General features: G+C 68.1%; 13 protein-coding genes and 1 other RNA gene. 3 read left to right on the forward strand and 11 right to left on the reverse strand.

Annotated features, from left to right (window positions below):
- Positions 1-34: 34 nt before the first annotated feature.
- The 8 genes from gspE to xerD form a co-directional block, all read right to left on the reverse strand.
- Positions 35-1,762, reverse strand: a complete 1,728-nt coding sequence (gene gspE / locus LL964_RS02890; RefSeq protein WP_167395175.1) for a type II secretion system ATPase GspE — start codon at positions 1,760-1,762, stop codon at positions 35-37.
- 130 nt (positions 1,763-1,892) lie between these two features.
- Positions 1,893-3,776, reverse strand: a complete 1,884-nt coding sequence (locus LL964_RS02895) for a S8 family peptidase (RefSeq protein ID WP_104585584.1) — start codon at positions 3,774-3,776, stop codon at positions 1,893-1,895.
- Positions 3,777-3,997: 221 nt separating this feature from the next.
- Positions 3,998-10,570 carry an ESPR-type extended signal peptide-containing protein gene (locus LL964_RS02900; protein ID WP_104585018.1) on the reverse strand — a complete coding sequence of 2,191 codons (6,573 nt, stop codon included), beginning with the start codon at positions 10,568-10,570 and terminating at the stop codon, positions 3,998-4,000.
- Between the two features lie 1,096 nt (positions 10,571-11,666).
- Positions 11,667-11,810 carry a hypothetical protein gene (locus LL964_RS02905; RefSeq protein WP_167395176.1) on the reverse strand — a complete coding sequence of 48 codons (144 nt, stop codon included), beginning with the start codon at positions 11,808-11,810 and terminating at the stop codon, positions 11,667-11,669.
- Positions 11,811-11,817: 7 nt separating this feature from the next.
- Positions 11,818-11,893, reverse strand: a non-coding RNA gene (locus tag LL964_RS02910) — sX9 sRNA.
- Between the two features lie 375 nt (positions 11,894-12,268).
- The gene (gene purL, locus LL964_RS02915) at positions 12,269-16,435 is read right to left on the reverse strand and encodes a phosphoribosylformylglycinamidine synthase (protein WP_104585020.1); all 4,167 of its coding nucleotides are present in this window, start codon (positions 16,433-16,435) and stop codon (positions 12,269-12,271) included.
- Between the two features lie 425 nt (positions 16,436-16,860).
- On the reverse strand, positions 16,861-17,667 hold the full coding sequence (locus LL964_RS02920) for a DsbC family protein (RefSeq protein WP_104585022.1): 807 nt from the start codon (positions 17,665-17,667) through the stop codon (positions 16,861-16,863).
- Positions 17,668-18,075: 408 nt separating this feature from the next.
- Positions 18,076-19,047 (reverse strand): site-specific tyrosine recombinase XerD, encoded by a 972-nt coding sequence (gene xerD / locus LL964_RS02925; protein WP_104585586.1) that lies wholly within the window; start codon positions 19,045-19,047, stop codon positions 18,076-18,078.
- A gap of 176 nt (positions 19,048-19,223) precedes the next feature.
- Here xerD and LL964_RS02930 point away from each other — a divergent pair, with 176 nt between their 5' ends.
- A complete protein-coding gene (locus LL964_RS02930) occupies positions 19,224-19,724 on the forward strand; it encodes an RDD family protein (protein WP_104585024.1) in 501 nt (166 codons plus the stop codon).
- A gap of 56 nt (positions 19,725-19,780) precedes the next feature.
- Here the strand turns inward: LL964_RS02930 and LL964_RS02935 are convergent, their stop codons facing one another.
- Genes LL964_RS02935 through lptF form a run of 3 tightly spaced genes read right to left on the reverse strand, consistent with a single transcriptional unit; the run spans position 19,781 to position 22,283 of the window.
- Positions 19,781-20,092: a hypothetical protein gene (locus LL964_RS02935; RefSeq protein ID WP_104585026.1), complete on the reverse strand. Its 312-nt coding sequence runs from the start codon at positions 20,090-20,092 to the stop codon at positions 19,781-19,783.
- Between the two features lie 5 nt (positions 20,093-20,097).
- Entirely contained in the window at positions 20,098-21,204 is a 1,107-nt protein-coding gene (gene lptG / locus LL964_RS02940) for an LPS export ABC transporter permease LptG (protein WP_104585028.1), read from the reverse strand.
- Positions 21,201-22,283, reverse strand: a complete 1,083-nt coding sequence (gene lptF / locus LL964_RS02945) for an LPS export ABC transporter permease LptF (protein ID WP_104585030.1) — start codon at positions 22,281-22,283, stop codon at positions 21,201-21,203. Before lptF ends, lptG begins: the two co-directional genes overlap by 4 nt.
- A gap of 107 nt (positions 22,284-22,390) precedes the next feature.
- On the opposite strand from lptF, the gene LL964_RS02950 reads away from it, so the two are divergent.
- Both LL964_RS02950 and LL964_RS02955 read left to right on the forward strand, forming a co-directional pair.
- Positions 22,391-23,875: a leucyl aminopeptidase gene (locus tag LL964_RS02950; protein WP_104585032.1), complete on the forward strand. Its 1,485-nt coding sequence runs from the start codon at positions 22,391-22,393 to the stop codon at positions 23,873-23,875.
- Between the two features lie 121 nt (positions 23,876-23,996).
- Positions 23,997-24,422: a DNA polymerase III subunit chi gene (locus LL964_RS02955; RefSeq protein ID WP_104585034.1), complete on the forward strand. Its 426-nt coding sequence runs from the start codon at positions 23,997-23,999 to the stop codon at positions 24,420-24,422.
- Positions 24,423-24,553 lie beyond the last annotated feature (131 nt).

A 24,553-nucleotide genomic window follows, 5' to 3' on the forward strand; every position in this document is an offset into this window, starting at 1 on the left:
CCCCGGTCCCCGGTCCCCGGTCCCGGCACCATCCTCACGCATCCTCCGTGACGCGCAGTACTTCCTCGATGGTGGTTTCGCCGCGCAGGGCCTTGGCCAAGCCGTCTTCGTACATGGTGCGCATGCCCGCCTGGCGGGCGAGTTGTTCGATCTCGCCCATGCCGGCGCGACGCATCACCGCACGGCGCAGTTCGTCGTTCATCACCAGGAATTCGACGATGGTGGTGCGGCCCAGATAACCGGTCGGCGCGGCGGCCGACGGGCGCGGGCGATACAGGAAGATCTCGCCCTCCGGCTGCAGGCGGCGCAGATCGAACTTCTCGATCTCCTCCGGCGCGGCGGCGTAGCGTTCGGCATTGGCCAGATCCAGCTTGCGTACCAGCCGCTGCGCCAGGATGCCATTGATGGTGGAGGTCAGCAGGTAATCCTCCACCCCCATGTCCAACAGGCGGGTGATGCCGCCGGCGGCGTTGTTGGTGTGCAGCGTCGAGAGCACCAGGTGGCCGGTGAGCGCGGACTGGATGGCGATGCGCGCGGTTTCCAGATCGCGCATTTCGCCGATCATGATGATGTCCGGATCCTGGCGCACGATGCTGCGCAACGCATTGGCGAAATCCAGCCCGATCTGCGGCTTGGCCTGGATCTGGTTGATGCCTTCGATCTGGTATTCCACCGGATCTTCGACGGTGATGATCTTGACGTCGGCGGTATTGAGCTGGCTCAGTGCGGTATACAGCGTGGTGGTCTTGCCCGAGCCGGTGGGGCCGGTGACCAGCATGATGCCGTGCGGCTGCTCCAGCACCTTGCGGAACTGCGGCAGGAATTCTTCGGTGAAGCCGAGCTTGTAGAAGTCGAACACCACCGTTTCGCGGTCGAGCAGACGCATCACCACGCTTTCGCCATGCGCGGTCGGCACGGTGCTGACGCGCAGGTCCAGTTCCTTGCCCTGTACGCGCAACATGATGCGTCCGTCCTGCGGCAGGCGGCGCTCGGCGATATTGAGCTTGGCCATGATCTTGATGCGGCTGATCACCGCGGCGGTCAGCTTGGCGGGCGGGCTTTCGCCCTCCACCAGCACCCCATCCACGCGGTAACGCACCTTGAGCCGGCTTTCGAACGGTTCGATGTGGATGTCGGAGGCGCGCAGCTCCACCGCGTGCTGGATCACCAGGTTCACCAGGCGGATCACCGGCGCTTCGGAGGCCAGATCGCGCAAGGCTTCGATATCGTCGCTGCTGTTGGCATCGCCATCGGCGGTTTCCACGATGGTGCCCATCGCGCTGCGGCCCTGGCCATACCAGCGCTCGATCAGGTCGTCGATTTCCGAACGCAGACCGACCTGCAGGAACAGTGCACAGCCGGTGGCCAGACGCACTGCGTCGACGGCGTAATCGTCGTATGGGTCGGCGATCCACAGATCCAGCCGGCCATCGCGTTCGCCCACCGGGCACAGGTGGAATTGCTTGAGGAAGCGCAGCGACAGCCCCTGCACTTCGGGCAGCATCTCCGGCGGGGTATCGCCGAGTTGGCGCGCATCCATCAGCGGCAGGCCAAGCACATCGGCGCAGGTTTCCGCATGATCGCGCTCGGACACCAGGCCCAGGCGGCCCAGCAAGGCCAGCAGCCCCATCCCCGATTCGGCCTGCAGCTGACGCGCGCGCAACAGATCGGTGTCCTTCAGACGACGGCGTTCAAGCAGCGCTTCGACGATGCGCGTCTCCGCGCTTCGATGCTCAATTGGATCGACGGCAACCGCGTTCACACTCGTCTCCACTGGTCCGGCGCCGACTGTAGCAGTTTGCCGCGACGATCAAGCGCGCGTCGTTCGATCACCCTGAAAAACGATGCCCCCGGTGATTGGCCGGGGGCATCGGTCACACTATTGCTCGAGCTTACTGTCGCGCGACGAGCGTCACCTTCGCATAGTCCATCGCGCCGACCAGCTTGATGTAGTAGGTCCCTGCCTTGGGCGCAGTGAAACGGACGGTTTCGCTGTTGCCGGGACGGGTCGACTTGGCATCGAAGCTGGTGTTGCTGGGCTCGGCTTCATGGCTGACATAGACCGACACGTCGCCGGTGCCGCCATAGGTCATGAAACTCAGCACCGCACCGGCCTTGGCTTCGAAACTGTATAGCGTGGAACTGGCGTAGTCGCCGCTCAGGCCGGTCAGCGGCACCTTGTTGGTCAGGGCGATGGCGGTCGGTGCGCAGCTCTCGGTCTCCGGATCGCAGGGCTCTTCCAGTACCGCTTCCAGTGCGGCCTTGGCATCGACGATGCCGCTGCCGATCGGCGTTGCGCTGGGCGGGGTCACCGGAAAACGGCGGCTGGTCTGCTTGAGCAGGGCTTCCACCGCGGCCGGCGTCAACGGACCTTCGCCCAGACCGATCGCTGCGCTCTGCACCAGGGCCACGATGCCGGCCACGTGCGGCGATGCCATCGAGGTGCCCCCCAGCCCCAGGTAGGTGTAGGAACCGGACGTCGGCGTGGTGGCGCCGGTGTAGCCTGCCTGCCAGACATAGCCGCCCGGATTGCCGTCCACGCTGCCGCCGCCGCCAGGACCGGACAGATCGACCTTGCTGCCGTAGTTGGAGTAGTAGGCGATGCCGCCAGTGATACGGGTCGCACCCACCGTGATGGTGTTGTTGCAGCTGGCCGGCGAGTAGTCAGCCGCGTCGTCGCTGCTGTTGCCGGCCGCCACCACCACGGTGGTGCCGCGCGCGACCGCGCCATTGATCGCCAGCTGGGTGGCCGCATCGCAGGCCCCGCCACCGCCCAGGCTCAGGTTGATCACTTCGGCCGGATTGGTGTTGGCCGGGATCCCCTGCACCGTGCCGCCGGAGGCCCACACGATGGCATCGGCGATATCGGAGGTGTAACCGCCGCAGCGGCCGAGCACGCGCACCGGCAGCACGGTCGCCCTGGGCGCCACGCCGGCCATACCGACGCTGTTGTTGGTCGCCTCGGCCACGGTGCCGGAGACGTGGGTACCGTGCCAGGAGCTTTCCTGTGCCACCGAACCGGGGTAGCAGACATTGTCGGCCTCTTCCCAATCGCCGTAGTCCAGCGCGCCGGGAACCCGGGCATCGGTCGGACGGCGCGAGATTTCGGCATCGGAGATGAAATCGTAGCCTTGCAGCAGATTGCCGGCGAAGTCCGGATGGCCCGGCAGGATGCCGGTATCCAGCACCGCCACCACCACGCCCGCACCCTGCGACAGATCCCATGCCGCCGGCGCATTGATGCCGCCGGTGGGGTTGCTCAGGTGCCACTGGTACTGCGCGTACAACGGGTCGTTGGGAACCAGCTGCGGGCTCACGTCGGTGGCGGCCACGCTCTTCCGAATTTCCACCGGACGCAGCATGCGATCGATCTGCACATCGGCCACGACAGGATCGTTCTTCAGCTCCACCACCACCTTGTCCACCTGCGCGGGGGTCAGGGTACTGGACAGCTTGATCAGGTCCGAACCGATTCCCAGCTTGCGCACATAGGTCGCCTTCGCGGCGGCAGCGGCGCTGCGTGCGCCCGATGCGGCACCGACGCGGCCGACGGCGGCCTGCACGGCACTCAGCTTGCTGTTGCGATCGGTCGCGGCGGCCGAATCGTCCTTGTAGCGCACGATCAGGCGGCTGCTGAAGGCGGCACCGGCAGGGGCTGCCTGGGCCGGTTCCTTGACCAGCAGCTTGGGCGCCGCGGCCAAGGTGCCGGAAGCACCGAGGGCCATCATCAGAATGGCGCCGGTCAGCGGAGTGAGGCGGAAAGTCTTGTCGATCACGGTGAAGTCCTCTTCGTGTTTTTCGTCAATCAGGCTTGGAGCAGCGTCGAAAACGCAGCGCAGCCGTGGTACGGCCCGCTGCCTCTTGTCGATCGCTCCTGATACGGCCATCCCTGCATGCGGATCCGTTGGCTGGCCTAGCCACGGTCCCTGCCCGCCCCCTCAGGCCCTGCCCTGCCGCGACGGCGCGCAACCGCGCCGTCGCGTTGATGCAACCGCGCTTACCAACCGAAACCGGCACCCACGCCGATGGAACGGTCATCGCCACTGAGCGCACCGCCCACGGTCAGGGTGGCGCGCGGGCTGATCGCACGCTGGTAGCCCACCGACAGCGCCGATTCGCCGTTCTGGAAGCCGACGCCGGCACCGATGCGGTTCTGCGATGCGATGCCCGCCACGCTGGCGGACATGTTCAACATCGCCGAGCTCATCGCGCCCTGGCGGTCCAGACGACGGTTCTGCCGACGCAGACGGTCTTCGATATCGCCCTGGTAGCTCTGGAAGCTGTCGGCCATCGCGCTGTAGCGGCTGTCGGTGTAGCTGTTGGCCGCGGCGACCCCGCTGTCCAGTTGCCCCTTGTTCACCGCATCGGTGGCGCGCGTTCCGGCGGCCACATTGGCCACCTGACGCTCGCCGCCCACACTCCCCACCGACACCGTGTTGGCGCGGTCGGCGACCGAACCCTGGCCCAGCGCCACTGCACCCTGCGCGGTGGCGCGCGCGCCCTGGCCGATGGCCGTGCCCGATGCCGCTGCGACCTGCGCGCCTTCGCCCAGCGCCACCGCATTGGTCGCCGCTGCCGCGATCTGCGTGTTGGCGCCCACCGCGGTGCTGCCATCGGCGTTGACGCGCGCATTGCTGCCGATCGCCGTGTCGTTGGGACCATGCGCGTAGGCGTTGTTGCCGATGGCGGTGCCGGTGACGTGATTGGCGACCGCCGCGTTCCCCACCACCGTGGGCGTGGCGGCCGGCGTGATCGCACCCACCACCGCCGCAGTCGGCGTGCCCTGCACGCCGGCCGAGACATTGCTGACCGGGGTGGAGACAGGCGCAACCGGCACGCCCGTATTGCTCGGCGGCGTCGGGCGCGGCGCCATGGCGACAGACCGCCCATCGAGTTCGCTGACCCTGCTGTCCAGCGCAGTCAGCGCCGCACCCACGTTGTTGTAGCTGGCACCCTGGATCACGTAGGTCGGCGCCACGAAGACGCCTTGCGCACCGATCGCCGCACCGCCGCCGAGGAAGCTGGCCGCATTGCTCAGCGACTGGAACAACTGGCCGCCGTTGATCGCATCGGTACTGGCATCGGCGATCGCACCGGCGCCAACGTTGACGATACGCCGCGTCGCCGGGCCACCGCGGCCATTGCCGCTACCGACCGACACCGTATTGGCATCATAGGTCCGCGACCCCGAGCCCAGGGCCACCGAATCGGCGCCGCTGGCACCGGCATTTGCGCCTAGGGCCACGGCATTGCTGCCGCTTTCGCGCACGAACGAGTTGTAACCCAGCGCAACGCCGTTCTCGCCGATCGAATTGGTCTGGCGGCCCATCGCGGTGCTGTTGATGCCGCTGGCGCTGCTGTCCACGCCCATCGCACTGGCACCGGTGGCCGAAGCCCGGCTGCCGGACGCGATGGCCACGCTGCGTGCGCCGGTCGCTGCAGCCCCGGAACCTGCGGCCGTGCTGCGCTCGCCGTTGGCGGTGGCCACGGCATCGCCGGTGGTCTTGAACATGCTGCTGGTGGTCTGCACATCGGCCGACAAGGCATCCAGCTGGCCCTTGTTGACCGCATCGGTCGCCGCCTGGCCATCGCTGACGTTGACGATGCGGCGCGTCGCCGGACCGCCGCGCCCATTGCCGCTGCCGATCGACACCGTGTCGGCCTCGTAGGTCCGCGAACCCGCACCCAGCGCCACCGAATTGGCACCGGTGGCACCGGCGTTGGCGCCCAGGGCCACGCCATTGACCGCGCTCTGGCGCACGAACGAGTTGTAGCCTACCGAGACCGCGTTCTCGCCGATCACGTTGACCTGCCGGCCGACGCCCGTGCTGTTGATACCGGTGGCCGATCCGTCCACACCGATCACGCTCGCACCGACCGCGTCGGCGCGGCTGCCTCCGCCGACTGCCAGCGTGTTGTCGGCCAGCGCGGCCGCGCTCTGTCCCAGCGCGCTTGCGTTGGCGCCATCGGCGTACGAGTTCCAGCCGATCGCCGTGGTGTAGTCGTCGGTGGCCCAGGCGCCCGCGCCGAACGCAGCGGCGCCGGTGCCGGAGGCACGCGCAGGAATGAAACCGCCGAACGTGCTGCCGCCCACCGCCACGCTTTCCGCACCGGTCGCTTCGCTGAACTCGCCCACGGCCACGGCGCTGACGCCTGCCGCCCGCGCCGAGGCACCCACCGCAGTGCTGTAATCGCTCAATGCCTCCGCGCCGTAACCCAGTGCCGAGGAAAGCCTGCCGGTGGATTGGCTGTAACCGCCGAACGCGGCGCTGGCCACGCCCGACGCGGTACCGCGGAAGCCCACCGCCGTGGCCTGGTTGTCGGACGCCACCGCCTCGCTGCCCAGCGCCGTGGTGTAGGTGGACACGGCCTGTGCACCGGCACCATTGGCGGTGGCGCCGATGTCGCTGGCCTGCGCGTTGCTGCCGACGGCGCTGCTGTTCTCGCCCAGGGCCTGGGCATTGCTGCCCACCGCCGCGCTGCCGGCACCATTGGCCAGTGCGCTCACGCCCAAGGCGGTACTCGCATCGGCCACTGCCTGGGCACCGGAGCCCAGTGCGGTGCTGCGGTCGCCGATCGCGTTGGCACCCTCGCCTGCCGCCAGTGCGTTGTCGCCCTCGACATAGGCGCCGGCATCGCTGTCGTCGCTGCCGCTGGCCTGGAAGTACTTGCTGGTGGCCTGGCCGGCTTCGGCCACGGCATTGAGCTGATCCAGGTTCACCGCATCGGTACCCTGCGTGCCGGCGGCCACGTTGGTGATCTGACGCTCGTTGCCGGCACTGCCCACCGACACCGCGAAGTCGCGATCGGCCACCGAATCGGCGCCCAGGGCCACGCTGCCTTCGCCCGAGGACTCGGCGAAATTACCCAGTGCGGTGCTGTTGAGGCCCGGCGCCCACGCCGCGCCACCGACTGCGGTGGAGAAATCGCCGGAGGCTTCGGTCGGCAACAGGCCGAGCAAGGCGCCGCCGACCGACACGCTGTTGTAGCCACTGGCCACGCTGCCCTGGCCTGCCGCGATGCTGTAGGCGCCGGTGGCGCTGGCATCGCCGCCCACGGCGACCGCGCTGGAGCCGCTGGCAGTGCTGAAGTTACCCAGGGCCGTGCTGTTGAAACCGCTGGCGGTGGAGTAGCCGCCCAGTGCGGTGGAATAGTTGGCGGTGGCCTCGGCGCCGAAACCGAATGCAGCAGCGCTGGTGCCGTTGGCGACGCTTTCCGCACCGACCGCAGTGGCCGATTCGCCATTGGCGCTGGCGAAATACCCCACCGCGGTGGATTCGCTGCCCTCGGCCTCGCTCAACGCGCCGGCAGCCAGCGAACCGTCGCCATAGGCGCCGGCCGCCGCACCCAGCGCGGTGCTCTGCGCACCGGCCGCTTCGCTTTCCCCGCCCACCGCCACGGCGTAGTCGCCGCCGGCCTGGCTGAGCGCGCCGTTGGACACGCTGCTGAAACCGCTGGCAACGGCGTTGTAGCCGGCCGCGCTGGCGTATTGCGCACTGGCGCTGGCACCGCTACCGATCGCCACCGCACCGATGGCAGTGGCCTGGCTGCTGGCGCCGAAGGCGCTGCTGTAATCGCCGTCCGCCGTCGCGTCGGAACCGGACGCCGTCGCATCCTCGCCCTGCGCCACGGCCGTGCCTGCGCCGGTGCCGGCATACAGGCGCGCGGTATTTTCGGCAGCGCCAGCCACGGCATTGAGCTGGTCCAGGTTCACCGCATCGGTACCTTCGGTACCGGCCGCCACGTTGGTGATCTGACGCTCGCCGCCGACCGTGCCCACCGACACCGTGTTGGCGCGATCGGCGAGCGAGCCTGCGCCCAGCGCGACGCTGTTGTCGGCAGGGGTGTACGCATCGCTGCCGAGGCTGACGCTCTGCGCGCCCGAAGCGTTGGATTGCCAGCCCAGCGCGACGCTCTCGTCGCCACCCGCGTAGGATTGGCCGCCAAGCGACGTGGCGGCCTGGCCAGCCGCGACTGCATAGGTGCCCACAGCGATCGACGCGAGGTTGGTTGCAGACGCATTCGCGCCCAGCGCCGTGCTGTCATCGCCGTAGGCGACACTTTCGGTACCGATGGCGGTGCCACCGTTACCCCACGCCACACTGGCAAGGCCCAGCGCGGTCGACGCGGTCCCGTTGCCGATGCTGTCGTAGCCGATCGCCGTTGCACCGCGCTCATTTGCGACGCTGTAGCCGCCGACGGCAGTGCTGGAAGCTCCCAGTGCCCTGCTGTCGGCACCGAGCGCGGTAGCGTGGATACCGCTGGCGCTGCTGTAGGCCCCCACCGCCGTGGCGTAGACGTCGCTGGCGCTAGCGTAGCTGCCAACGGCTGCGGCACCCGTCGCAGCGGCCTGACTGCTTGCACCGAATGCAATGCTTTCGTCGCCCGACACGTTGCTGGAGGCGCCCAGCGCAACGCTGTCGGTGCCGCCGGCATTGCTCTGCGCACCGATCGCGATCGCACGTTCGCCGCCACTGAAGGTGGTGTTACCGATCGCAATGGAGCCCGTACCACCGGCACCCGTACTGAAGCCCAGCGCCACGCTGCCCTCGCCGTACGCGGTACTCTCCGCACCGACCGAGGTGCTGGTGTCGCCCCATGCCACGCTGGCGAAGCCCAACGCGGTGGATTCGAGCCCGTTGCCGATGCTTTCGAAACCGATCGCGGTGGCGCCGCGGCCTTCGGCCACGCTGGTGCTGCCGACCGCCGTGCCATAGAAGCCCGACGCCGTGCTGTCCGCGCCCAGCGCGGTGGCGTAGCGATCGCTGGCGATGCTGTTGAAGCCCACCGCGGTGGCATTGTTGAAATTGGCCACCGCACCGCTGCCGACGGCGGTGGTGTTGATGTCCGATGCAATGCTGCTGGAACCCAGCGCAGTGCTGTAATCGCTCAGCGCCGACGCGTTGGAACCGGCCGCCACGCTGTCGACACCTTCGGCAAGCGCACTGCCGTCGCCGGTGGCAGCGAAGCTGCGGGCCGTGGCCGAGGCCACATCGGACACCGCGGTGAGCTGCTGCAGGTTCACCGCGTCGGTGTCCTCGGTACCGGCAGCGACGTTGGTGATCTGACGCTCGGCGCCGGCTGCGCCCACCGACACCGTATCGGCGCGGGTGGCCACCGAATTGGCGCCCAGCGCCACCGAGTTTGCGCCGCGCGCGGTGCTGTAGCTGCCCAGTGCGGTACTCAAGTCGCCGCTGGCCCAGGATTCCGGGCCTATCGCCGTGGCCTGCTCACCCGGCGCGTAGGCGAAGTAACCCACGGCGGTGGCGTTGGTCCCCGACGCTTCGCTCAGCGTACCGGTCGCCGTCGTGTTGGTGCCCGAAGCGATCGCGCCGGCGCCCAGCGCCGTCGACGCTTCGCCGCTGGCCTGGGTCTGCACGAAGAAGCCCAGCCCTGGAATCAGATCAACCGGACCGCCCACTGCGGTGCTGCTGGTACCGCTGGCGCTGGTCTGGGTGCCGACGGCAGTGGCGTAGTCGCCGCCGGCATTGGCCACCGCACCGAAGGCGGAGGCTTGCGCGCCAGCGGCATAGGCGCCGACACCAAAGGACGATGCTGCAAAACCGTCGGCGCTGGCGCTGGCACCGACCGCAGTGCCGCCTACCCCGGCGCTAGTGGCACCGGTGGTCACGGGCACGCCGCCGTTGGTGACCAACGGCTCGCCGTCTGCATTCACCGCCGCGCCGCCAACGGCCACGCTGGCCGGGCCGTTGGCCTGTGCGTTGTGGCCGAACGCCGCGCTGTTCTGTCCGGCCGCCAGCGCGTTGGCGCCCACGGCGGTGGCATTTTCCGCCACGGCATTGGCACCGGTTCCCAAGGCGACGGTCGCCGTGCCGATCGCATTGGCAGCATCGCCTGCAGCCAGCGCGCTGTCGCCTTCGACATAGGCGCCAACGCTGTCCTGACCCGCGCTTGCCTTGAAGAACGTAGCGGTGTCTTCAGCCACATCGGCCACGCCCTGCAACTGCGCGACATTCACCGCGTCGGTCGCATTGACACCGGCGGCCAGGTTGGTGATGCGGCGCGTCGCGGGGCCGCCGCGGCCATTGCCACTGCCGATCGACACCACGTCGTCTTCGTGGGTACGCGAGCCTGCGCCCAGCGCGACCGAATTGGCGCCAGTGACGCCGGCATTGGCGCCCAGCGCCACGCCGTTCTCGCCAGCCTGGCGGACGAAGCTGTTGTAGCCGATGGCCACGGCGTTTTCACCAATGGCGTTGGTCTGGCGACCGATCGCGCTGCTGTTCACACCGGTGGCGCTGCTGTCGGCGCCAGTTGCGACCGCGCCGGTGGCGCTGGCACGGCTGCCGGCACCGATGGCGGTGGCCTTGCCGGCAGGTGCAGAGGCGCCACGGCCGACTTCGACCGATTGCGCAGCGGCATCGATGGGGGCGACGAGTCCTGCGCTACCCAGCGCCAGGGCGATTGCGGCAGTCAGTGCCAGGCTGTGCCGGCGGTCGATGAGCGAGGCCTGAGCGACTGCTCCAGGGCTGTCGCCGCTGGCCAATTCCGAGGCCACGGTCCACACGCCCAACGATTTGTTCCAGACCTTGCGATAAATCCGATTCATCGACTACGACTCCTGAGTTGTTGGGACTGGTTAGTGACAAACCCCCACCATCGAGCGGCCGACCGCACCGTGCGATTCCCCGTGGTTGCTGGCGCTATGGACCTGCCGGCGGGTGGAAGTTGTACCTGCACCCTGGATAGTCAAAAAGTGAACGCTACCCAACCATAGAGCTGCGCGAAGTGTTAACAGCCGCCAAATCAGGCGTCAAGTTTTTGACAGGAAGCGAAGATAAGCGTGCTTTTTGTCACACTTCGGCTTGCTTTTATTATTTTTTTGATAATTCTTTGGAAAACAGAGACCTACGTCGTGTCTCATGAGACATTTTCGGACTGAATAGCTGTGCCCGCTGCGGACAAAAAGAGTCCGCCGACAGGACGCCAGCAGGCTGGGTTGCGCAAAACCTTGGTCGGCCGCGGCCGCGTCCAGCGCCACCGTCTTCACGCGTCTGAACTGCCGTCGCCGTATCGCGGGGCGCAGACCCGCGCCAGAGAATCGGCGCGACCCGTGCACAACGTCACGGGCGACGGATCCCTGACGCCATCGGAGCTTCCCCTGCAACGCACCCTGGGCGACCGCTCGACACTGCTGGGGCTCGAGTGAAACGATGAAACGCCGGTGCCGGAACGCCTCGAGGCGCCGCTATGTCCACTGAGGCTGGATTGGCGCGACCACCCGACGTACCGCAACACCTGGCCGCTCGCGTCGAAATCGACACCGCTTAAAATGCGGTGTCGGTAGTGGCATCGAGAGCGACTGACTGCGCGCGCCAGCGGCATTCGTGGCCCCTCCTTCGCGCATTCCATTGCGCAGCGGATCCCGTGTCCAGGTCGCTGCGCACCAACGATCATGGCGCTATCGCTGCAATAGGCACCGCACGTCCCGGGGAGTGCCACTGATTCCTGCCAGCATTGCGCTGCGCACTTGCAGAGTTCCATTCCACCTCTGCGTAGTACGATCGCGCTCGGTGCGATATCGACGCGCCTGCCCAGGCGCCCGGCACCGGCGCTTCGCGATGCGATGCCGGCTCGGATAGTGCCAAGTCCGACAACTCACGTACGCACAGCGGTTTCCAAGGGCGCCTGCACGCTTTCCGCGCTCATTCCAGGGCTTTGCGGCGCACGGGAAGGCCCGGATCGAAGCATTCGATGCGTGATGAATCGAGGCGCCCATCATGCGACACGATCCACTGCCTTGCTTCATCCAGACGCTGGATCGCACGGAAGCCGGCGACCAGAGTCATTAAGAGCGGCTAACAGAACGTAGCGAGCAGTCGTCAGGTGGGTGCAGACGGCGCGGAGCAACCGGAGTGTACAAGTGGTACATGCCGATTCCGAACACCGGCCGCGCCCGCCTGACGGCTGCACAGTAGCTTTGTTAGCTTCTCTAACTTTCATTTGCCATGGATCGCAGACGTAGCCACGCGAGATGATCGCCGCAATATCGCTTTCGTCGCGCTAATTCACGACACCCCCGCGTGCCGGAAGGCACTACTCAGGGACTGCGTGCCGAGCTCGCAAACCGCTTCCTTGTTTCACTGCCGGGGCGTTGGCAGGCCCATGCATGCTGCGCCCTCTCGCGCCATGGCGCCTGCAGGCCGCGGCGCTCGCCAGCGTCCGCAAACGACAACGGCCGGAAGGACGCCCACCCGGCCGTTGCGATCACCATTGTCCGTGCGGCATGTGCGTTCGGATCGCCCGGTCAGCCGCACCACACCCGCGCGTTGCGGAACATGCGCAACCACGGGGATTCTTCCCCCCACTCCGCCGGATGCCAGCTCAGGTTCACCGTGCGCGGCGTGCGCTCGGGGTGCGGCATCAGGATGGTGGCGCGGCCGTCGGTACTGGTCAGGCCGGTGATGCCGTCGGGCGAGCCGTTCGGATTGAGCGGATAGCGCGACGCGACGACACCGTCGCCATCGATATAGCGCAAGGCCACGCGTGCGGCGGCCTGGTCCACGGCGGTATCGAATTCCGCGCGCCCTTCGCCATGCGCCACCGCCACCGGAATCCGCGAGCTGGCCATTCCGCGCAGGAAGATCGACGGCGACTCCACCACTTCCAGCAGCGCGGTGCGCGCTTCGAACTGTTCGCTGCGGTTACGCAGGAAACGCGGCCAATGCTCGGCACCGGGGATGATGTCCTTGAGCTGGCTGAGCATCTGGCAGCCGTTGCACACGCCCAGCGCAAACGTGTCGCTGCGCGCAAAGAACGCGGCGAAGGCGTCACGCAAGGCCGAGCGTTCCAGGATCGAGGTGGCCCACCCGCGGCCGGCGCCCAGCACGTCGCCGTAGCTGAAACCGCCGCACGCAGCGAAGCCGGAAAACTGCGCCAGATCCAAGCGCCCTGCGATCAGGTCGCTCATGTGCACATCGAACGCACGGAATCCCGCACGCTCGAAGTTGTAGGCCATTTCGATCTGCCCGTTGACGCCCTGCTCGCGCAGGATCGCCACCTTGGGCCGCGCGCCGGTGGCCACGAACGGCGCGGCCACATCCTCGGATGGATCGAAGGACAGCGTCGGCCGCAGGCCGGGAGCCTTGAAATCGCGTGCCAGCGCGCGCTCTTCGTCGGCGCTGTCGGGGTTGTCGCGCAACTTCTGCATGGCATGGGTCACCGACCACCACGCGTCGAACAATTCCTCCCAGCGCCATTCGGCCAGCACCCTGCCCTGACCGCTCACCCGCACGCGCGGCGTGCCGGTGGGGCGCGCGATGCGCTGGGCGCATTCGGTCAGCGCATGCCGCTCGACCAGGTCCGCGAACACCGCGCGGTCTTCGCTGGCGATCTGCACGACCGCACCGAGTTCTTCGTTGAACAGGCTGCGGAACGCATCCTCGCCCCAGGCATCGAGCGTGATGTCCAGGCCCTGCCGTGAAGCGAACGCCATTTCGCACAGCGCAGCGAACGCACCGCCGTCGCTGCGATCGTGATACGCCAGCAGCAACCCGCTCTGGCGCGCATCGCGGATCAGCTCGAAGAAGCTGCGCAGCCGCTGCGCATCGTCCAGGTCCGGCACCTCGCCACCGAATGCCGGCAGCGCCGCGTCGTCGGCGTACACCTGTGCCAGCACCGACCCGCCCAGGCGCTGCTTGCCGCCACCGAGCCCGATCAACCACAGCTCGCTCTGTTCGTCGTTGCGCAACAGCGGCGTCAGCTGGGTACGGACATCGCTTACCGGCGCAAACGCACTGATGATCAGCGAGACGGGGGAAACGCTCTTGTGGGTGGTGACGGGACCCGGGTCCCGGGACCCGGGACCCGGAACAGCAGGATCGACGGCGACGGAGGCGCCATCGGCGAGCGACGCAGAATCACGCTCTTGCGTTTGCGGTTGCTTTTCCCGAGTCCCGGGTCCCGGGTCCCGGGTCCCGCCTGTCACCCACTGCGCCTGCATCGACAGCGAATCCTTGCCCACCGGAATGCTCAGCTCCAGCGCCGGGCACAGCTCCATGCCGATGGCGCGCACCGCGTCGTACAGCAGCGCGTCTTCGCCGGCATGACCGGCGGCGGCCATCCAGTTGGCCGAGAGCTTGATGCTGTCCAGCGCCTGCACCGGGGCGGCGCACAGGTTGGTGATCGCCTCGCCGACCGCCATGCGTGCCGATGCCGCCGCATTCAACAACGCCAGCGGCGCGCGCTCGCCGATCGACATCGCCTCGCCTTCGAGGGTCTCGAAACCAGCCAGCGTGATCGCGCAATCGGCCAGCGGCAGCTGCCACGGTCCGATCATCTGTTCGCGTGCGGTCAGCCCCCCCACGCTGCGGTCGCCGATGGTGACCAGAAAACTCTTCGACGCCACGGTGGGATGCGCCAGCACACGCAGGCCGGCCTCGTGCAAATCCAGCCCAGCGGTCTGCAGCACCGGCCACTGCGGCGCGGCCGGATGCACCGTGTCGCGATGCAGCTTCGGCGGCTTGCCGAACAGCACGTCCATCGGCAGGTCGATGGGAAGGCCGGGACCGGGGACCCGGGACCCGGGTCCCGGGACAGCAGGATCGGCGGCGACGGACGCACCACCGGCGGACGAAGCAGAATCACGCTCTTGCGTTTGCTCTTCCCGGGTCCCGGGTCCCGGGTCCCGGGTCCCGAGAGATCCCGTGTCCCGAGTCCCGGCGTCCAACGTCCCATACCCCACCACCAGCCGCTCCTCGGCCGTGGCCACACCCACTGCGGCGAACGGGCAGCGTTCGCGGGCGCAGATGGCGGCGAATTCGTCCAGGCGCGCCTGCGGCACGCCGAGCACATAGCGTTCCTGCGATTCGTTGCACCACAATTCCAGCGGCGACAGCGACGGATCGTCGCTGAGCACGCGGCCCAGGTCGATGATGCCGCCCACCCCCGAATCGTGCAGCAGCTCCGGAATGGCGTTGGACAGGCCGCCCGCACCCACGTCGTGGAACCAGCGGATCGGGTTGTCGCCCCCTAGCGCAACGCAGCGGTCGATCACCTCCTGGCAGCGGCGTTCCATTTCCGGGTTCTCGCGCTGCACGCTGGCGAAATCCAGCGCCTCGGCGCTGTCGCCGGCGGCCACCGAACTGGCCGCACCGCCACCCAGCCCGATCAGCATCGCCGGGCCGCCCAACACGATCACCGCATCGCCCGGCTGCAGGCGCAGCTTCTCGACCTGGCGACGATCGATCGCGCCCAGCCCGCCGGCCAGCATGATCGGCTTGTCGTAGGCGCGGGTCAGGCCCTGCCCTTCGGCCAACTCGAAACTGCGGAAATAGCCCAGCAGGTTCGGCCGGCCGAATTCGTTGTTGAACGCGGCGCCGCCGAGCGGACCTTCGAGCATGATGTCCAGTGCCGGCGCCATGCGCGGGTTCAGCGCGCGCGGTGCTTCCCACGGCTGCGGCAGCGTCGGGATGCGCAGGTGCGAAACCGAAAAACCGGTCAGGCCGGCCTTGGGCTTGCCGCCGCGGCCGGTGGCGCCTTCGTCGCGGATTTCGCCGCCGGCGCCGGTGGCCGCGCCGGGGAACGGTGCGATCGCAGTCGGATGGTTATGCGTTTCGACCTTGATCGCGAACGCCGACGGCAGCACCGCTTCGCTGCGGTATTCGCCGGTGGCAGGATCCGGGCGGTAGCGCGCGGCCGGCACGCCTTCGACCACCGCCGCATTGTCGCTGTAGGCCGACAAGGTGTGCTGCGGGGTCTGCTGGTGGGTGTGCTTGATCATGCGGAACAGCGAGCGCTCCTGCGGCTTGCCGTCGATGGTCCAGCTGGCATTGAAGATCTTGTGCCGGCAATGCTCGGAGTTGGCCTGCGCGAACATCATCAGTTCGACGTCGGCCGGGTCGCGACCCAGCGCGGCAAAACGCTCGCGCAGGTAGTCGATCTCGTCCTGCGCCAGCGCCAGGCCCAGGTCGCGGTTGGCCTGTTCCAGCCCATCCAGCGGTACGCGCTGCAGCTGGCCCGGGTCCGGCACGTTGAACAGCGCCTCGGCGGCGGCGGCCGACCCCAGCAAGGACTGCGTCATCGGGTCGTGCAGCAGCTTGGCCACGGAGGCCTGCGCTGCGGCATCGTGCGGCCAGCCCGCCAGATCGATGCGGGTACCGCGTTCCACCCGCTGGATCGGCTGCCCGGCTCCGCGCACCAGTTCGGTGGCCTTGCTCGACCACGGCGACAACGTGCCCAGGCGCGGCACCACGTAACGCGAGGAGGCGTCCTCGGCACGCGGCGCCGGGTCGGCTGCGGCCTGCAGGATCCGCTGCAAGGTGGCCTGGTCGGGCGATTGCCCGGCCTCGGCGCGGATGAAGTAGACGTGCCAGGCGCCAGTGATGCGCAGCGCGGGAACGAGGGTTTGCAGGCGGGTTTCGAGCCGAGCGCGGCGGAACGGCGAAAGGGCGGAAGCGCCCTCGAGGACCATCATGTCCGGGGAACCGTGTCAGAAACGGGGCCGATCATTGTAACGGAGGTTGGTCGGAGCCGGCCGGCTGGCTGGCCGGGATTCGGGATTGGCGGCTCACGGGCTCGACCACTGGCGTATCGCTGGCTGCATTACGGTGCGCCGTCCAAGGGCGGCAGCGTGGCGCACGCCACCGCCACGACGCCGATGCTGCCCGTGTAGACGACGCAGTGGGAGCAGGCTCCGCCGCAACTCCTCGCTGCATTTCCGCGCCTGCCCATGCCCGGCCACCCTGTTGGCCGCCACACGCTGCCCGCAGGCCATCCGTGCAACTGCGCTCCCGTCAACGACAAAGGCCGGGACGCAGATGCACCCGGCCTCCTTTGTCTGTGACAACCACCGCGGCACATCTGCCAGCGGCGCACCGCCAGCCCGAACTGCGCCAGACCTTAGCGGCTGCCACCGGCGGTGGTCACCGCACGCTTTTCCAGCGCCTCGCGCAACTGCGCCGGCGGCAGGTAGCCGCCGAGCTGGGTGCCGTCGGGTGCGAAGATCGCCGGGGTGCCGTTGACGCCCAGCCGCTGGCCCAGCGTGTATTCCATCGATACCGGGTTCTTGCAGTCCTTGGAGGCGACCGGCTGGCCGGACTTGGCAGCGGTCAATGCCTGCTTGCGATCGGCCGCGCACCACACCGCGATCATTTCCTTGTGGTCCTGGCTGCCCAGTCCCATGCGCGGAAACGCCAGATATTCCACCGCGATGCCCTGCTTGTTGAGCTCGCCGATCTCGCTGTGCAGCTTGCGGCAGTAGCCGCATTCCACGTCGGTGAAGACCGTCACGGTGTACTTGGGATTGGCCGGCGCGAACACGATGCGATCGGCCTTGGGCACGGTCTCCAGTTGCTTGCGGCGATACGCCAGCAAGCCAGGGCTGGCGGCGAACTGCTTGTTCTGGATATCGAAGGGCTGCGCCTGGATCAGGTAACGCCCGTCATCGCTGACGTACAGCACCTGACCGCCGACCACCACCTCACGGAATCCGGGGAACGGCGCGGCACCGATGTAATCGGGCTTGAAGTCAGGGTCCAGCGCCTTCAGCGCGCTGCCCACGCGTTGGTCGACATTCCCGGCGGCGGCGGCGGCGGCGGTGGGGGCGGCGGCTGGCTTGGCGGCATTGCTTGCCGCAGGCTGCGAGGATTGCGCGCAAGCGGTGAGGCTGATTGCGCCTAGCAGCGCGGCGATGGCAAGACGATACATTCACGCATCCAGTGGAATGGGGTGGCTCGATTCTCGCACAGCGCAGATGAAGCCTGGCAGCGGGCGCGACAGTGGGTTCGCTCCCGGCGCGATACCTTCACGACGCCCGGCCCGTCGTCCCTGCCGCAGCACGGACCGCGTTGCCGCAGCTCTGGCGAGCATCCCCTGCGGCCGGAGCGCATGCTGCCCACCCAGGCCGGAGCGGATGCAGGGTCGGCCCGGCCTGATACGTTCCAGAGGATTCACACCAATGGCGACCGCGATCACGGCATGCCGGGTCCGGAGCAGGCCCCGGGAGTCGAACGGGGCGCACGTGCGACCTACGCCGGCGTCAGGCGCCCGATGCCAGACCATCCTCCAGCCTGTGACCGTTCGTCGCGGCACGATCCCGTGCCCAAGGGGTACTTGCTAGCCGCGCGGATGGTGCCGGGCATGCAGTGTCTGCAGGTGCGCGCGTGCCACCAGCGTGTAGATCTGGGTCGTCGAGAGCGAGCTGTGGCCCAGCAGCATCTGCAGCGCGCGCAGGTCTGCGCCACGGTTGAGCAGATGCGTGGCGAAACTATGCCGCAAGCCATGCGGGCTCACCGTGGCAGGGTCGATGCCGGCCAGCGCCGCGTAGCGTTTGACCAGCGACCAGAAGTGCTGGCGGCTGGGCGGCTGGCGGGCCGCGTCGATGAACAAGGGGACTTGCCCGTCCACTGCGGGCACCGCCTTGCCGGCGGCCAGCAGCGGGCGCGCATCGCGCAGGTAGCGCTCCAGCCAATGCTGGGATTCTTCGCCCAACGGTACCAGGCGCTCCTTGCTGCCCTTGCCGGTGACCCGCAGCACGCCCTGACGCAGGTTGACGCCCACTGCCGGCAGCGTGACCAACTCGCTCACGCGCAGCCCGGCCGCATACATCAGCTCGAGCATGGCGCGGTCGCGCAACCCCAGCGGCGCCTGGAGGTCGGGGGCCGCCAGCAGGGCGTCGATCTGGGTTTCGGTCAACGCCTTGGGCAGCGAGCGTGGCAGGTGGGGCGGGTCCAACAACGCGGTCGGGTCGTCGCCGCGCACGCCATCGCGCAGCAGCAGCCCGTAGAACGCGCGCAAGGTGGACAACAGCCGGGCGTTGCTGCGCGGCGAGTAGCGCGCCTCGGTGCGCCAGCGCAGATAGTCGAACAGCGCCGACCGATCCACCCCGTGCAAGCCGCCGGCCGCGCCGTTGCGCCAGCGCGCCAGCCCTTCCAGGTCGCGCCGATAGCTGTCCAGCGTCTGCCGTGCCACGCCGTTTTCGGCCCAGAAACGGTCCAGAAACCGCTCGATGGCGGCGGCATCGGCGGCCTGCAGCGGCGGTAGCTGCTGGGTGAGCTGACGGCGTTCGGCGGGGGTGCTGGCGGACATCGCGACAGCATAGAGCGCAGGACGCCGGACGCGCGAGGCACCGCATGCCATGCGTGACATGCCGCGACGCACCGCCGGCCCGATGCGCCGCCACTGGGGCACGGCATGCCGAGCGGGAGGTAGGTGCTGCCGCAGCGCGGCGTTGTTGCAGCGCCGGCGCCGGCTATGCTCGTGCCATGACATCGAATCCCGCGCCCCACGTCGCCCGCCCACCTGCCCTGCTGGGTTGGCGGATACTGGCCCTGTGTTACGACCTGTGGCCGGCGCTGGCGCTGTGGATGCTGGTGTCCACCGGTTTCACGCTGGGTTTTACCCTGGCAGGACACCCCGCACGCCAGAACATCGCTCCCTTCAGCGCATGGCAGTGGCTGCTGTGGCTGTGCTGCTGGATCGTGGCCGGCACGTACGCCACGGTCAGCTGGCGCCGCGGCGGGCAGACCCTGGGCATGCGCCCGTGGCGGCTGCGACTGCAGGAGCCACGCCCCACCTGGCGACAGGCCTGGACGCGCTATGCGGTAGGCACGCTGTCGCTGGCCCTGGGCGGCGCCGGATTCTGGTGGGCCTGGCTGGACCGCGACCGCCTCACCTGGCACGACCGGGCGAGCGGCACCCGGCTACACCGCACGTCCAAGTCGTTGGATGGCGGTGCACATCGCGTGCGGACAGCACCTGATTGACGCTGCCATCGGGTCAGTTGTGGCGCCATCGAGCGATCGCGGCCTGGATCATTCGATCAGTGTCGTCTACCGTGAAAACGCGGAAGGGCGCGCGCGATCCATGCCTGCACCAGACTGCCCAACAGATACAGCACCACCAGGAAGGGCGGCACCAGGACGAGGTAACTCGTCAGCCAGGACAGACCACCTAGCCAGGCATCCGCGCCGATCGCATCCAGCAGCGCGAGCTGCGGGGTGAGCGGCAGCTGCAGCATCACAAATCGTCCCTTATCGTCGCCATCGGCCTGCTGAGCGATCCACAGGCACAGCGACATGGGCATCGCATACAGCACACACAGTGCGACGCCGAACACACTGGGGCGCCACACCCGGCTCAACTACTTCGCCGCCGGAACAACCAGGCCGACACCCCCAGCATCACCATCGGTGGAATCGCATAGGCGATGCGGTAGTCCAGCTTGAGCGCGCCGGCCATGCGGCCGAAGAACAACTGCAGCAGCCAGAAGCCGAGGGCGAACAGAATGCCCAGGAAGAGCCGCTTGCCCAGGCCGCCGCTGCGCAGCGAACCGAACGAGAACGGGATGGCCGCCATGCACAACGCCAGCACGTTCACCGGGTAGAACCAGCGGCTCCAGTACTGATCTTCGTAATCGCGCGCATCCAGCCCGTTGCGGCGGCGGTACTCGATGCTCTGCGACAGATCGTGCGCGGACAGATTGCGCGGCTTGGCCAGCCCGGCCGCCAGCGCAGCCGGACTGAGTTGCGATTGCCACGGCAACTGGGCGAAGGTCTCGCGTTGCACCGAGCGTTCCTGGAAGGTGTCGCGACGCACATTGCTCAAGGTCCAGGCACCATCGCGATGCTCGGCCACCGCGGCATGCGTCAGCTGCCGCACCCGGCCGCTCGCGTCCAGCTGGTAGAGCCGTACATCGTGCAGGGCCAGCGCGGTGCCGCCTCCGTCGAGCAACTTCTCTTCGCCGCTCATCGCATTGAAGAAGGTGTCGCCCTCGCGTGCCCATAATCCGGAGTAGCGCGCCATTGCCATATTGCTGTTGTAGCGGGCGCTGGTTTTGAGCGTGTCTGCTTGGTTCTGCGCCCACGGCCCCACGGTTTCGCCGCTGATCACCATGCTGGCGGTCAGCAGCGCCATGGCGGCCACCACCGAGGCGGACATGCGCTTGCGCGACACGCCCAGAGCCCGCAATGCGGTCAGTTCGGAGGTGGCCGCCAGTTGCCCCAGCCCCATCAGCGCACCGATCACCGCGGCGGTGGGGAACAAGGTGTAGGCGCGACGCGGCACGGTGTAAGCCACATAGGCCACCGCGTGCCCGAAACTGTAACTGCCCTGGCCGATATTCTTGGCCTCGCTGGCAAACGCATTGACCAGGTCCAGACCCAGCAGCACCGCCCAGGTCAGCAGCACGGTGAACAGCACCGCACGGCCGACGTACCAATCGTGCACCCGCGGCATCAGCCTCATGCGCCCGCCCTCGGCCGGCGCACCCGGCCATCGCGGGAATAGGTCCAGATCGCGACCGCCAGCAGGGGCAGCGTCAACCACCACAGGCCCAGCGCCGCCGGGGTCTTGCCGTTGGCGATCCACTGGGTGCCCACGATCATCAGATTGGTACCCACCATGTACGCCAGGAAGGCCAGCATGATCCGGCCGTAGCGCTGCTGCCGCGGCGCACTGCGCGATAGCGGCAGGGTCAGCAGCGCGAAAGCCAGCGCCATCAGCGGCGGGGCCAGCCGCTCATGCAGTTGCGCGCGCGCCGCCGGACGTTCATCCGACAGCAGTTGCGTGGTCCACATCACCTCCGGATCGTTGGCGTCGCGGACCTGGGTGCGATCGGGCAGGGCCACGTCGTTGCTGGCGAACTTCATCAAACGGTAGTCCAGGGTGTGGCCGGCGGCCGGGCCTTCGATGCGGTAGCCGTCCTCCAGCCGCAGATAGCGGTCGGTCTTGCCTTCGAAGAACATCGCGCCGCGCTGGGCGGTCACCACGTCGATGCGGTCGTCCTTCTGACGCTGCAGAAAGACCTTGCCCAGACCCTTGCCATCGGCGGAGATGGTGGTCAGGTAGACCACGCCGCCGCCAGAGAGCGGGGTGAACTTGCCCGACTCCAGCCCGGCCATCAGCACGCTGCGATTGGCGTCTTCCAGCATGCGTTCGGCGGTACGGCTGGCCCAGGGGCCCAGCCACAGCGAACACAGCCCGATGATGGCCACCACCGGCAGCACCAGCATCAGCATGGGCCGCAGCATGCGCCTGGGGCCGACGCCAATGGCGGTGATCACCGCCATTTCCGAATCACGGTACAGCCGCGCCAGCGCCAGCAGCAGGCCCAGCATCAGCGCCAGCGGCAGGATGATGGGCAGGTAGGCGACGAATTGCAGGCCCACCTGCGACAGCAGCAGGCGCGCCGGGATGCGGCCGTCGGCGATATTGCCCAGGATATCCACCAGCACGCCGCCAACGCTGACGACCAGCAGCACGATCAGGGTGGCCAGGAAGCTCTGGGTGAAATCGCTGAGCAGGTATCGATCGAGCTTCGGCATGGGGTGGGCTTGTTTTAAACTCTCGGATTCGTTCGCGGCACCGCCAGCCTATCCAGGCCGGCGTAAACGGCTCGCGATTGTACGGATTTGCCTACGGAATCTGATCAATGGCCCTGCAATTCACCCTGAACCAAGACGCGCCGGCGAGCGCTGACGTCGACTGCATCGTGGTTGGCGTGTTCGCCGACAAGACCCTCTCGCCCGCCGCCCAGGCGCTGGATAGCGCCAGCCAGGGCCGTCTCACGGCCTTGGTGGCACGCGGCGATGTGGCCACCAAGACCGGCGCCACCACCCTGCTGCACGACCTGCCCGGCGTTACCGCCCCGCGCGTGCTGGCGGTGGGCCTGGGCGATGCAGGCAAGTTCGGCGTGGCGCCGTACCTCAAAGCAGTCGGCGATGCCACCCGTGCGCTCAAGACCGGGCCGGTGGGCAGCGCCCTGCTGACCCTGACCGAACTTCCGATCAAGGCCCGCGACGCGGCCTGGAACATCCGCCAGGCGGTGGTGGTCAGCGACCATGCCGCCTATCGCTACACCGCCACGCTGGGCAAGAAGAAGGCCGACGAGCGTGGCCTGACCACCCTGGCGATCGCCGGCGACGACGCCCGCGCGCTGGCAGTGGGCATTGCCACCGCCGAAGGCGTGGAGTTCGCCCGCGAGCTGGGCAACCTGCCGCCGAACTACTGCACCCCGGCCTACCTGGCCGAGACCGCTGCCGCCTTCGCCGACAAGGTGCCCGGGGCCGAGTCCGAGATCCTGGACGAGCAGCAGATGGAAGCGCTGGGCATGGGCTCGCTGCTGTCGGTGGCACGCGGCTCGGCCAACCGCCCGCAGCTGATCGTGCTGAAGTGGAACGGTGGCGGCGACGCGCGTCCGTACGTACTGGTCGGCAAGGGCATCACCTTCGATACCGGCGGCGTCAATCTCAAGACGCAGGGCGGCATCGAGGAAATGAAGTACGACATGTGCGGTGGCGCCAACGTCATCGGCACCTTCGTGGCCACGGTCAGGGCCGAGCTGCCGATCAACCTGGTGGTGGTGGTGCCGGCGGTGGAGAACGCCATCGACGGCAATGCCTATCGCCCGTCGGACGTGATCACCAGCATGTCGGGCAAGACCATCGAGGTCGGCAATACCGACGCCGAAGGCCGCCTGATCCTGTGCGATGCGTTGACCTACGCCGAGCGCTTCAACCCCGAAGCGCTGGTGGACGTGGCCACCCTGACCGGCGCCTGCATGGTGGCGCTGGGGCACCAGACCGCCGGCCTGATGAGCAAGCACGACGACCTGGCCAATGAACTGCTGACCGCTGGCGAGCACGTGTTCGACCGCGCCTGGCGCCTGCCGCTGTGGGACGAGTACCAGGGCCTGCTCGACTCCACCTTTGCCGACGTCTACAACATCGGCGGCCGCTGGGGCGGTGCCATCACCGCCGGCTGCTTCCTGTCGCGCTTCACCGAGAACCAGCGCTGGGCGCACCTGGACATTGCCGGCGTGGCCAGCGACGAAGGCAAGCGCGGCATGGCCACCGGCCGTCCGGTCGGGCTGCTGACCCAGTGGCTGCTGGATCGCGCCGCCAGCGGCGCGGCGTGACTGGGGAATGGAGATTCGGGATGCGTGCAAAGCGCACGCATCCCGCCGTCCGTAGCAGTGTGCTCACGGCCATGACCCGCCGTTGCCAATCCCGAATCCCTCTCAACGAATCCCCGCCCTGATGCCCCGTGCCGATTTCTACCTGATCGCCAAGCCGCGCTTCCTCAACGAACCGCTGCGGCTGGTGTGCGAGCTGGCGCGCAAGGCCAACGACGCCAACCTGTCCACGCTGATCCTGGCGCGCGACGCGGAGCAGGCCGAAGCGCTGGACGACCTGCTGTGGGCATTCGACGACGAGGCCTACGTGCCGCACCAGATCGCCGGCACCGACGACGAGGACGAATTGGCCCCGGTGCTGATCGCCGCGCCGGAATTCGCCGCCCCTTCCCGACCGCTGGTGATCAACCTGCGCGACGACCCGTACCTGGGCGCCTGCGACCGCGTGCTCGAAGTGGTCCCCGCCGACCCCGCCGCCCGCGAACCGCTGCGCGAGCGCTGGAAACAGTACAAGGCCCTGGGCCTGGAGCTGACCAAGTACGACATGTGAGTGCGGCGGGGATTGGGGAGTTGGGATTGGGGATTCGTAAAGCAGATCTCGCGTCTCCAACGACTGCATCCAACCTCAAACGGCCGATCTTCGCTCCGCAGCACGAACACCGACGTTGATGAGTGGATTGC

Source organism: Xanthomonas melonis (assembly GCF_020783655.1).
Taxonomy (GTDB): Bacteria; Pseudomonadota; Gammaproteobacteria; order Xanthomonadales; family Xanthomonadaceae; genus Xanthomonas; species Xanthomonas melonis.